The 11,092-nt window shown below is 72.0% G+C and carries 9 protein-coding genes and 1 pseudogene; all 10 read right to left on the reverse strand.

The window, feature by feature from the left end; all coding sequences use genetic code 11:
* Positions 1-80: 80 nt before the first annotated feature.
* The 10 genes and pseudogenes from tsaE to coaA all read right to left on the reverse strand — a co-directional run bounded on the left by tsaE (position 81) and on the right by coaA (position 10,987).
* Positions 81-584, reverse strand: a complete 504-nt coding sequence (tsaE, locus tag ASG00_RS00245; protein WP_056206042.1) for a tRNA (adenosine(37)-N6)-threonylcarbamoyltransferase complex ATPase subunit type 1 TsaE — start codon at positions 582-584, stop codon at positions 81-83.
* On the reverse strand, positions 581-1,702 hold the full coding sequence (gene alr, locus ASG00_RS00250) for an alanine racemase (protein WP_056206044.1): 1,122 nt from the start codon (positions 1,700-1,702) through the stop codon (positions 581-583). Before alr ends, tsaE begins: the two co-directional genes overlap by 4 nt.
* The gene (locus ASG00_RS00255) at positions 1,699-2,076 is read right to left on the reverse strand and encodes a holo-ACP synthase (RefSeq protein ID WP_056206046.1); all 378 of its coding nucleotides are present in this window, start codon (positions 2,074-2,076) and stop codon (positions 1,699-1,701) included. Before ASG00_RS00255 ends, alr begins: the two co-directional genes overlap by 4 nt.
* A gap of 16 nt (positions 2,077-2,092) precedes the next feature.
* Positions 2,093-3,943, reverse strand: a complete 1,851-nt coding sequence (glmS, locus tag ASG00_RS00260) for a glutamine--fructose-6-phosphate transaminase (isomerizing) (protein ID WP_045246607.1) — start codon at positions 3,941-3,943, stop codon at positions 2,093-2,095.
* 48 nt (positions 3,944-3,991) lie between these two features.
* Positions 3,992-5,662 carry an HlyD family efflux transporter periplasmic adaptor subunit gene (locus ASG00_RS00265; protein WP_056206049.1) on the reverse strand — a complete coding sequence of 557 codons (1,671 nt, stop codon included), beginning with the start codon at positions 5,660-5,662 and terminating at the stop codon, positions 3,992-3,994.
* A gap of 84 nt (positions 5,663-5,746) precedes the next feature.
* Complete coding sequence (locus ASG00_RS00270; protein WP_056206051.1) at positions 5,747-6,589, reverse strand: DUF5666 domain-containing protein; 843 nt, start codon at positions 6,587-6,589, stop codon at positions 5,747-5,749.
* 1 nt (position 6,590) lies between these two features.
* Positions 6,591-7,817 carry an ABC transporter permease gene (locus tag ASG00_RS00275; protein WP_045246286.1) on the reverse strand — a complete coding sequence of 409 codons (1,227 nt, stop codon included), beginning with the start codon at positions 7,815-7,817 and terminating at the stop codon, positions 6,591-6,593.
* A 163-nt stretch (positions 7,818-7,980) separates the two neighbouring features.
* Positions 7,981-8,545: pseudogene (locus ASG00_RS15935) on the reverse strand (ABC transporter ATP-binding protein); the annotation flags it as partial.
* 1 nt (position 8,546) lies between these two features.
* Entirely contained in the window at positions 8,547-9,809 is a 1,263-nt protein-coding gene (locus tag ASG00_RS00285; protein WP_056206052.1) for an efflux RND transporter periplasmic adaptor subunit, read from the reverse strand.
* A 224-nt stretch (positions 9,810-10,033) separates the two neighbouring features.
* Positions 10,034-10,987, reverse strand: a complete 954-nt coding sequence (gene coaA / locus ASG00_RS00290) for a type I pantothenate kinase (RefSeq protein ID WP_056206054.1) — start codon at positions 10,985-10,987, stop codon at positions 10,034-10,036.
* Between the last annotated feature and the right edge of the window lie 105 nt (positions 10,988-11,092).

The raw sequence follows: 11,092 nt of genomic DNA on the forward strand, positions 1-11,092 counted from the left end.
CTCTAGGGTATGCCGCCACCGGCACGTCCCGGGGATCGCGGCCGATCGCCCGGCCGGGCCCGGCCGGGCGCGTGCCGCGATCAGGGACGGCGGGAGATCGTCACAGTCCGCGGGGCGTCGGCGTCGAGCTCGTCGGTGCGCCGCGACGCGTCGCCGCACATCGTGTCGGCGCCGCGGCCGCCGGTCGGACGCTCGATCTCGACCTCCCACCAGGCGTCCGTGAGGGCCTCGACCATCCCGCGACCCCATTCCACGATCGTCACCGACGAGCCGAGGTCGAGGTCGAGGTCGTCGAGCTCGGCGGCCGAGCCGAGGCGGTACGCGTCGACGTGCACGAGGGGCGCGCCGCCCACGAGCGAGGGGTGCGTGCGGGCGACGACGAAGGTCGGCGACTGCACCGGGCCGCGCACGCCGAGGCCTGCGCCGATCCCGCGGGTGAGGGTCGTCTTGCCGGCGCCGAGGGGGCCGGTGAGCACGACCACGTCGCCGGGGCGCAGCGCCTCTCCGAGCGCGCGGCCGAGCGCCTCCATGTCGGCGGGCGCCTCGATGCGGCGCGCACCCAGGAGCGCGTCGGGAACGCTCATCGCGTCGCCGTCCGCCGTGGCACGCGCGGGCCGATGCGGGTCACGACCTCGTAGTTGATGGTGCCGGCGGCCTGCGCCCAGTCGTCGGCGAGCGGGGCGCCGTAGGTCGGATCGCCGAACAGCACCGCCTCGTCGCCCACCGCGACCGGGTGGTCGCCGACATCCACGACGAACTGGTCCATCGCGATGCGACCGGCCACCGGGAAACGGCGGTCGCCGATGACGACGGGGCCGACGCCGCTCGCCTGCCGCGGCACCCCGTCGGCGTAGCCGAGGGGCACGAGGGCGAGGGTCGTCTCGCGGTCGGTGCGGTAGGTGTAGCCGTAGGAGACCCCGTGGCCCGCCGGCACCCGCCGCACGGCCGCGATCGCGGCGCGCAGCGTCATCGCGGGCCGCAGCCCCAGCTCGGCGGGCGAGCGGTAGCTGAAGGGCGAGAGCCCGTAGATGCCGAGCCCGATGCGCACCGCGTCATAGCGCGACTCAGGCAGGTCGATGGCCGCCTGCGTGGCCGCGAGGTGGCGCACGCGGGGGGTGAGACCGGATGCCGCGGCCACCGCGAGCGACTCGTCGAACCGCGCGATGGCGTCGCGGTCGTCATCGGGCGACGTGTTGGAGAGGTGGCTGAAGATGCCGACGACGTGCACGCGCCCGATGCGCTCGAGACGCGCGGCCTCGGCGAAGACGCTGCGCTGCGCCTCGGGCGGGATGCCGTTGCGGGCGAGTCCGGTCTCGACCTTCAGGTGCAGGCGCGCGGGCCTGTCGCCGGTCGCGGCGGCCGCGGCCCGGTTCAGCTGGTCGAGGTCGGAGATGCCGAGCTCGATGTGCGCCTCGACCGCGCGGCCGAACGACAGTCCCGGGGCGTGCAGCCACGCCATGAGCGGCGCATCGATGCCACCGCGACGCAGGGCGAGCGCCTCGTCGACGTCGACGACGCCGAGACGGGTCGCCCCGCCGTCGAGCGCGCCCTGGGCGGCGCGGACGGCGCCGTGACCGTAGCCGTCGGCCTTCACGACCGCGATCACGTCGACGCCGGTGCGGCGCCGGAACGCCCTCACATTGTCGGCGATCGCCTCGGTGTCGATCACCGCCTCGCGCATGGTTCCCGCCGGCAGCGTCATGATGCCCCCTCCCCCGGCTCTCCCCGGCCCTCCGCGACCACGTACGCGGTCGCGAGTCCCGCGTCGTGCGACATCGACAGGTGCACCGCGGTGATGCCGCGTGCGGCCACCGTCTGCGCGGTGCCGCCGGTGAGCGCGAACACGGGTTTGCCGGAGGTCTCCGACGCCACCTCGATCTCGGTCCAGTGCACCCCGTCCGAGCCGCCGAGCGCCTTGATCAGCGCCTCCTTCGCGGCGTACCGTGCCGCGAGCGAACGCGGCTTCAACGCCCGCTCGGCGGGCGAGAAGAGCCGCTCGAGCAGCCGCGGGGTGCGCGAGAGGGATGCCTCGAACCGCGGCACGTCGACCAGGTCGACGCCGATCCCCACGATCATCCCCCGCGCCTCGCGCTCACTCGACCGTGACGGACTTCGCGAGGTTGCGCGGCTGGTCGACGTCCAGTCCCTTGGCGCTCGCGAGCCCCATCGCGAAGATGTGGAGCGGGACCACGGCGAGCAGCGGCTCGAACAGCGGACCCGCCAGCGGGATGTGCAGCACCTCGTCGGCGAACGGGAGGACCGCGGCATCCCCTTCTTCGGCGATGACGATGACCCGGGCACCGCGGGCGCGGATCTCCTGGATGTTGGAGACCACCTTGTCGTGGATGACCGACGAGCCGCGCGGGGAGGGCACCAGCACGAACACGGGCTGGCCGGGCTCGATGAGCGCGATCGGGCCGTGCTTGAGCTCGCCGGCGGCGAAGCCCTCCGCGTGGATGTAGGAGATCTCCTTGAGCTTGAGAGCGCCTTCCAGGGCGATCGGGTAGCCGACGTTGCGGCCGAGGAACAGCACCGAACGGGTGTCGGCCATCCAGCGCGCGAGCTGCGTGGTGCGGTCGTGCTCACGGTCGAGCACCCGCTGGATCTTCTCGGGGATCGCCTCGAGCTCGAGGACGTGCTGGGCGATCTCGGTCGGCGAGAGCGACCCGCGCACGCGCGCGACGTGGAGGGCCAGCAGGTAGAGGGCCGTGATCTGGGCGGTGAACGCCTTCGTCGAGGCGACGGCGACCTCGGGGCCGGCGTGCGTGTAGACGATCGCGTCGGACTCGCGCGGGATCGTCGCGCCCTGCGTGTTGCAGATCGACAGGGTCTTCGCCCCGCGCTCGCGGGCGTACTTGACCGCCATGAGGGTGTCCATCGTCTCGCCGGACTGGCTGATCGAGACGACGAGCGTGTTCGCGTCGAGCACCGGGTCGCGGTAGCGGAACTCGTGCGACAGCTCGACTTCGACCGGCACGTTCGCCCACTTCTCGAGCGCGTACTTGCCGACCTGCCCGGCGTAGGCGGCCGTGCCGCAGGCGATCACGACGATGCGCGACACCGAGGCGAACAGCTCATCGAGACCGTCGAGCTCGGGGATCTCCACCGCGCCGTGACGGATGCGGCCGCGGAGCGTGTTGGCGACGGCCTCCGGCTCCTCGGAGACCTCCTTGGCCATGAACGACGACCAGCCGCCCTTCTCGGCGGCCGAGGCGTCCCAGGTGACCTCGAACGGCTCCACCTCGACCGGCTCGCCGTGGAAGTCGGTGACAGTGACGCCCTCGGGCGTGATCGCGACGATCTCGTCCTGGCCGATCGCGAGGGCGTGGCGGGTGTGCTCGACGAAGGCCGCGACATCCGACCCGAGGAAGTTCTCGCCCTCGCCGAGTCCGATGACGAGCGGGGAGTTGCGGCGGGCGCCGACGACGAGCCCGGGCTGGTCCTGGTGCATCGCGAGGAGGGTGAAGGCGCCGTCGAGCTTGGCGACCGTCGCGCGGAACGCCTCGACGAGGTCGCCGGTGGCGCGGTATTCGCGGCCGAGCAGCACCGCGGCGACCTCGGTGTCCGTCTCGCTGCGGAACGTGTAGCCGTCGGAGAGGAGGTCGGCCTTGAGGGCGGCGAAGTTCTCGATGATGCCGTTGTGGATGACGGCGAGCTTGTCGTCGTCGGCGAGATGCGGGTGTGCGTTCGCGTCGGTCGGGCCGCCGTGGGTCGCCCACCGGGTGTGGCCGATGCCGGTCGTGCCGTCGGGCAGCGCATGAGCGGTGAGGTCGTCGCGCAGCACGCTGAGCTTGCCGGCCCGCTTGCGCATGCCGAGTGTGCCGTCCTCACCGATCACGGCGACGCCGGCGGAGTCGTAGCCGCGGTATTCGAGGCGGGCGAGACCCGCGATCAGGATGTCCTGGCTCGGCCGCGGGCCGACATAACCGACGATTCCACACATGCCGACAATCCTAGGGTCGCCGGCATGTGTGGAATCCGTCAGCGCGGCTCAGCCGCCGGTGCGCGAGGACGATCCGCCGGTGGTGCCGCCCGTGGTGCCGCCCGTGCGGGTTCCGCCCGTGAACGAGCCGCCGCCGAATCCGCCGCCCGAACCGAAACGGCCGGTCGAGGTGCTCGAGTTGCTGGGCAGCGTCGCCTGGTTGTCGGCGAGGACGACCTGCTGTCCGATCTGCAGCCCGCTGACGATCTGCGCCCAGCCGTCACCCACGGCGCCGACCTGCACCGATACCGACGAGGTCGAGTCGGATCCGCTGAGCACGATCGCCGAGGCCGCGTTGCCGGCCAGACCGCTCAGCGCCGACGTCGGCACCCGCAGCGCGTTGGTGGCGGATGCCACGGTCAGCGCGACGACCGCCTGGGATCCGGTCGCCAGCGCGATCGGAGGGTTGGCGACCGTCACGACGGCGGGATAGGACGGCGTGGAGGCCGTGGACGAGACGGGGAGAAGGCTCACGGTCGCGACGCTGCCCGTGAGGGCCGCCTGGGCACCGTCGGGCGTGACCTGCGCGGCGAGACCCGACTTCACGAGCGACATGTCGGAGATCGGCACGTCGACGGTGATGTCGGCGTCGCCCGCCGCCGAGATGATGACCGCCTCGCTGGTGGTGGCGGTGTCGCCGACCGAGAACGGGATGCTGGCGACCACGCCGCCGACCGGGGCGACGAGCGTCGCATCGGCGAGGTTGGCCTGCGCCGTCGAGACGGCCGACTGATCCTGCAGCACGGCGACGGCGGCGGACGCGACGCGACTCGCCTGCGCGGCGGCCTGCGACGTCGAGGACGTGGTCGACGTGGTCGACGTGGTCGAGCCTGTCGCGCCGTGGCTGGACGTCGAGGACGTCCCGGCGCTCTTCGACGCCTGCACGATCGTCGCGGCGGCCTGGGAGATCGCCGCGCTCGCCTTCGCGATGGCGGTCGTGCACTGCTGGATCTCCGCCGGCGTCGGGGCCGAGGGCGATGCCGAGGGGCTCGGGGTGGGCGTCGGGGAATCGGTGGGCGTGGCCGACGGGCTCGGGCTGTCGGTGGGAGCGGGCGTGGCGGTCGGGGAATCGGTCGGCGACGGCGAGCTCGACGGGTGCGGCGCGGCCGGGGCGAGCAGCGCGGCGCACGCTGCGCCCTCCGCCTTGACCGCGGCATCCATCGCGGTGATCGCCGCCGTGAGCGCGGACGTCGATCCGGACGACGATCCGCCCGCCGCCGATCCGCCGGAGGAACCCGACGACGATCCGCTCGCGGTGGTGCCGCCGGAACCACCCGAGGCGCCGCTCGTCGCGGTGCCCGACTGCGCAGACTCGAGCGTCACCTGGTCGTTGGCGAGCTGCGCCTGCGCGGCCAGCAGCGCCGACTCGAGCGGCGCCGGGTCGATCGTGGCGAGGGTCTGCCCCTCGGTCACCGTCTGGCCCACCGCCACCGGGATGCTCGTCACGGTGCCCGACGTCGCGAAACCGACCGAGGTGTCGCCGAGCCGCTGCACCGTGCCCGTGAGGGTGAGCACCTGCGACACGGCACCGGTGGACACCGCCGCCGTGCGATAGCGGTCGGAGCCGGTCGAGGCCTGCACGGCCACGACCGCGCCGCCCGCGGCCACGATCACGATCACGGCACCGACGGCACTGCCGATGATCCAGGTGAGACGTCGACGCTGTCGCGTGGGAGACATGGGGAGTTCTTTCTCGTCAGGCCCGCCGGATCCGACGCGCGGGATGCGCGATCGGGCCGGCGGGCTGTGTCATCGACGGCGAGGTCAGGAGTTCGAGCCGGAGGAGCCCGAGGAGCCGGACCCCGAACCGGAGCCGGAGCCGGAGCCGGAGCGACCTCCGAAGCCGCTCGAGCACGTGCCGTTGACGGGCTGACTGACGGTGAGCGATGTCGCCGTCAGGGCGCCGGTGTCATCCTTCGTTCCGGTCGCGGTCACGCAGACGCCGACCGCCACATCGCTCGCGGTCCCGGATGCCAGCTGGGTGTAGGTCGTCGAGGAGGATGTCGTCACCGTCACCTGGGTCGACGAGCCGCCGCCCCGCGCCGCCTCGGTCACCACGAACGATCCGTTCGAGAGCGACGCGATCTGTCCGAACGCACCGAAACCACCGAAGCCGCCGGCGCGCGGGGTCGCACTGCCCGATCCGGATGCGGGGCCGCCCGACCCGCCCTGTCCGGCTCCGCCGCCGGCGCCGCCACCGAACCCGGCGGTGCACGTCGACCCGCCGCTGGAGGTGATCTCCACCGAGGCCGCGGCGACCTGCGTCGCCGGCGTGGCGGACCCGCTGGACCCACTCTGATCCGCACGGACGACGACGCAGTCGCCGGTTGCGAGAGCCGTGGCATCCGCGCTCTTCTGCACCTCGAAGGTGGTCGACCCCGTCCACGTGACCGCCGTCTGCGCGGTGCGCGTCTGCACCTGCGCCGTGCTTCCGTTCAGCGCCGCGACCTGCCCGCTGACGCCCGGGATGCGGGCCGCGCGGCTGCTCGAGGGAGCGGGGTTGGGGGCGGCGTTGCCCGAATCGGTGGCGCCGGCGGCCGAGCAGGCCGACAGCACGATGGCGGCGCCGGCGAGAACCGCCAGCAGACCGGTCTTGGAGTACCTCATGTCATTCGCTCCTCAGCGCGTCGATCGGCGCAAGGCGCGCCGCTCGTCCCGCGGGGTAGACCCCCGCGACGATTCCGATAATCAAAGAGACCAGCAGGGCGCCCAGCGCGACCGGCAGGGAGAGCAGCACGGGCTGGCCGAGCACCGCAGGAAGGGTGAGCGCGCCGATCGTGCCGAGCGCGATGCCCAGGAGCCCGCCGATGAGGCCGAGCACGCTCGCCTCGACGAGGAACTGCCGCAGGATGGCTCGCGGGGTCGCACCCAGCGCCTTGCGCAGACCGATCTCGCGCACCCGCTCGGTCACCGACACGAGCATGATGTTCATCACGCCGATGCCGCCGACCAGCAGCGAGATCGCCGCGATGCCCGCGAGGAGGATCGTGAGGATCTGCGTCGTGGAGGTCGCGGTCTGCAGCAGCGAGGCCTGGCTCGCGACCTGGAAGTCCGCGTTCGAGGCCGTCACCCCGTGCTGGGTCAGCAGCGCATTGTCGGTCTCCTGGTAGGCCGCCGACAGCGCCTGCGTGCTCGCCGCCTCGACATAGATGGAGGAGATCGTCGAGCCGCCCGAGCTGGAGAAGATCGACGCCCACGTGGTCGACGGCACGACCAGCTGATCGTCCTGGTCGCCGCCGACGGTCGATCCGGCCGTGTTCAGCTCGCCGATGATCGTGAACGGGATGTTCGCGATCGTCACCTGCTGGCCGACCGGATCACGGAACCCGAACAGATCGGACGCGGTCGTGGACCCGATCACGGCGACGCGCGAGAGGTTGTTCAGATCGTCGTTCGTGAAGAACCGGCCCGACACCACCGACCGGGCGCGCACCGTCAGCCACGTCGGCGTGGTGCCGACGATCGAGGTGGTCCAGGTCGACGTTCCGGCAACCGCCAGCTGCGAGGTCGTCGACACGGGCGCGACGGCCCCGATGTCGGGCGCGACCGTGGTGTTGGCGAGCAGCGCGGCATCGGCGGAGGTGAGCGTCGACGCCGAGCCGGCACCGCCGCGCACTCCGCCGACACTCGTCGTGGAGCCGGGCGTGACGACGAGCAGGTTCGAGCCGAGAGAGTTGATCTGCGCGGCGACCTGCTGCTGCGCGCCCTGTCCGAGGCCGACCGTCAGCATGACCGCGGCGATCCCGATGAGGATGCCGAGCACGGTCAGCGCGGAGCGCATCCGGCGGTGCCGGATCGCGTCGAGCGCGGTGCGCAGCGTCTCCGCCCAGTTCATCGTTCGTCTCCGATCGAGGTGGGGTGGTCGGGCAGGTCGGTGGGGGACGGAGCGGATGCCGCGTGCGCGCCCGCCGCGGGGACGATCGCCGCCGCAGCCAGCACGCCGTCCGGGTCTTGCAGCTCGCCGTCGCGGATGCTCACGGCGTACGCGGCACGGNNNNAGAGGGCGAGGATGTCCTCGGTCGAGACGCTGTCGAGATTTCCGGTCGGCTCGTCCGCCAGGATCAGGCTGGGCTTCGTGACGAGCGCCCGGGCGACCGAGACGCGCTGCTGCTGGCCGCCGGAGAGCTCGTTCGGGCGGTGGTCGATGCGACTGCCGAGCCCGACGCTCTCCAGCGCCTCGATGGCCCGCCGCTTGCGCTCCTCCCGCCCGACACCGGCGTACACGAGCGGCAGCTCCACGTTGCGCCAGGCGGTGAGGCTCGGCAGCAGGTTGAACTGCTGGAAGACGAACCCGATGCGCCGGTTCCGGATCTCGGCCAGCTGCGCCTCCGTGAGGGTGGACACATCGTCGCCGGCCAGCCGGTAGGAGCCGGAGGTCGGGATGTCGAGGCATCCGAGGATGTGCATCAGCGTCGACTTGCCGGAGCCCGACGGGCCCATGACGGCGAGGTAGTCGCCCTCGCGCACGGTCAGGCTCAGGCCCCGCAGCGCCTGCACCTCGATGTCGCCGATGACGTACGACTTGCGCACGTCGTCGAGCTCGATGATCGGTTCGCCGAGCATGTCAGTTGCCGCCCGAGGTCGAGGATCCGGATCCCGAACCCGTGCGGCCGGAGCCACCCGTGCCGGAGCCGCCCGTGCCGCCCGTGCGACCCGAGCCGCCGGTGCCGCCGGTGCCGCCGAAGATGCTGGAGCCGCCCGATCCCGATCCGGTGCGGAACGACTGCGTGACCGGCACCACGACCTCCTGACCCTCCGTCAGACCGTTGGTGATCTGCGTCTGGGCCCCGAAGATCTGGCCGAGGGTGACCTGCACGGTCTGCTGCGACCCGTTGTCGCTGACGGTGACGACCGTCTGGCCGTTCTCGGTGCGCACGGCCGCCGTCGGGACGGTGAGCACGTTGTCGAGCTCCTTCGTGATGATGTTCACGCTCGCCACCGTGCCGGCGTACAGCCCGGTCGGCGAGCCCGTCAGCGCGACGGTGACCGGGAACTGGGCGACGCCGGCGGTGCTCGAGGTCGACTGCACGCCGATCGACTGCACGGTGCCGAAGATCGCCTGGGTGGCGCCCGTGGGCGTCACCTGCGCCTGCATGCCGGTCTTGATGTTCGCGAGGTCCGCGTTGCTGACCGTGGTGGAGACGACCCATGAGGTGGGCGAGATGACGGTGATGGCCGCCGCCGAGCTCGTCGGCGTGCTCGAGGTCGACGACGTCCCGGTGCTCGTCGAGGTGCGCGACGCCGACGAGCTGCTGGACGACGAGGAGGTCCCGCTCGACCCGATCTGGGCACCGACCGACACGTTCACCGCGGCGACGACGCCGGCGATCGGAGAACTGAGCGTCGCCTGGCTGACGGCGGTCTGCGCGAGCTGCAGCTTCGCCTGCGCCGAGGCGACCTGAGCGGATGCCGCGGCCACCTGCGCCGAGGTGCCGCCGGCGGCGGCCGTCTGCTGGGTCTCGGCCTGGTTGAGCTCCGCCTGGGCGAGGGTGACCTGGCTCTGCAGCTGAGTCGGGTCGATGGAGGCGAGCGCCTGACCGACCGTGACCGTCTGCCCGACCTGCACGTCGACGGCCGTGACGGTGCCGCTCGAGGAGAAGGTGAGGTTCGCGACCGTCGCCGGCTCGATCGTGCCCGACGCCGAGACGCTCTGGTCGTACGTGCCGACGGCGGCCGCGACCAGGCGCTGGGTCGCCGCCTTCGGCGAGAGGAAGAACACCGCCGCCGCGGTGCCCGCTCCTGCCACGACGACGACGGCCACGATGGTGATGATGACTGCCGGCCTGCGCCACCAGCGACGCGAGCGCGGAGCGCGCTTCTTTGCCATGCCTCGGTCCTTTCGAGTGAATCCTCGACGAGGCTAGGAGTGCTCGGCTGGGCTGGCGGGCGGTTGCGCTATGGCGTCTCTATGGATTCGCCTCGCGGGCGAGATCCGCGTGATGACGCGGATCTCGCGGCATCCTGCCGTGTTTTTCGGCACCGTCAGCGCGCATTGCTATGAGATCTTCAGAGTTCTCGGTGCGTCGCCCCACCGCGTGTCGGACGGCGCCCTCAGAGCTTGCGCAGCAGCACCGACTCGACCGCGTGCGAGCGATCCTTGCGCAAGACGAGACTCGCCCGGTGACGGGTGGGGAGCACGTTCTCGATGAGGTTCGGCAGGTTGATCTCGGTCCAGTACCCCATCGCGCGCTCGACGGCCTCCGCATCGGACAGGGACGCGAACACGTTGAAGAACGAGGACGGGTTGCTGAACGCGCCGCGACGCAGGGCGAGGAAGCGGTCGGTGTACCACTGGGCGATGTCGTCGGGTTCGGCGTCGACGTAGATCGAGAAGTCGAACAGGTCGCTCACCGCGACGTCGTTGGGCGAGGGCGGGGGCTGGAGCACGTTGAGACCCTCGACGATGACCACATCGGGTCGGTGCACGGAGATGTGGGCGTCCGGGACGATGTCGTACCGCATGTGCGAGTAGCACGGTGCCTTGACCTCCTCGGCGCCCGACTTGACGGCGCTGAGGAAGTCGACGAGGCCGCGCCGGTCGTACGACTCCGGGAAGCCCTTGCGGGCCATGAGGCCGCGTCGCTCGAGTTCCGCGTTCGGGTAGAGGAACCCGTCGGTGGTGATCAGCTCGACGCGGGGCGTTCCCGGCCACCGGCTCATGAGCTCACGCAGAAGACGCGCGATCGTGGACTTGCCGACCGCGACGGAGCCGGCCACGCCCACGACGAACGGCGTCGTCGTGTCGGGCTCCCCGAGGAAGGCGCTCTCGTCGGCGCCGAGCCGCTTCGTCGCTGACGCGTAGAGCGAGAGCAGCCGGCTCAGCGGCAGATAGACCTCGCGCACCTCGGTGAGGTCGAGGCGGTCGCCGATGCCGCGCAGCTGCACGACCTCCGCCTCGGTCAGCGGCTGCTCCATGCCCGCCGCGAGTCGCGACCAGTCCGCGCGACCGATCGCGCGGTACAGCGTGGGCGCGAGGGTCTCGGGTGAGGCGTCGTCGACGGGCACGGGGTCAGCCTAGCGGCGCGGGCCGGCGGGCCCCGCTGCGCTAGCATCCGTGACAGGAGCGCACCGGAGCCGCCGAAGGGAGGCTATCGATGCGTGAACGGCGGG

This window comes from Microbacterium sp. Leaf351, from assembly GCF_001423825.1.
Classification (GTDB): Bacteria; Actinomycetota; Actinomycetes; order Actinomycetales; family Microbacteriaceae; genus Microbacterium; species Microbacterium ginsengisoli.

Bases quoted from the DNA above. Each gene is read 5' to 3' on its own strand.
- tsaE (WP_056206042.1), bottom strand. From the start codon at position 584: ATGAGCGTTCCCGACGCGCTCCTGGGTGCGCGCCGCATCGAGGCGCCC.
- alr (WP_056206044.1), bottom strand. From the start codon at position 1,702: ATGACGCTGCCGGCGGGAACCATGCGCGAGGCGGTGATCGACACCGAG.
- ASG00_RS00255 (WP_056206046.1), bottom strand. From the start codon at position 2,076: ATGATCGTGGGGATCGGCGTCGACCTGGTCGACGTGCCGCGGTTCGAG.
- glmS (WP_045246607.1), bottom strand. From the start codon at position 3,943: ATGTGTGGAATCGTCGGTTATGTCGGCCCGCGGCCGAGCCAGGACATC.
- ASG00_RS00265 (WP_056206049.1), bottom strand. From the start codon at position 5,662: ATGTCTCCCACGCGACAGCGTCGACGTCTCACCTGGATCATCGGCAGT.
- ASG00_RS00270 (WP_056206051.1), bottom strand. From the start codon at position 6,589: ATGAGGTACTCCAAGACCGGTCTGCTGGCGGTTCTCGCCGGCGCCGCC.
- ASG00_RS00275 (WP_045246286.1), bottom strand. From the start codon at position 7,817: ATGAACTGGGCGGAGACGCTGCGCACCGCGCTCGACGCGATCCGGCAC.
- ASG00_RS00285 (WP_056206052.1), bottom strand. From the start codon at position 9,809: ATGGCAAAGAAGCGCGCTCCGCGCTCGCGTCGCTGGTGGCGCAGGCCG.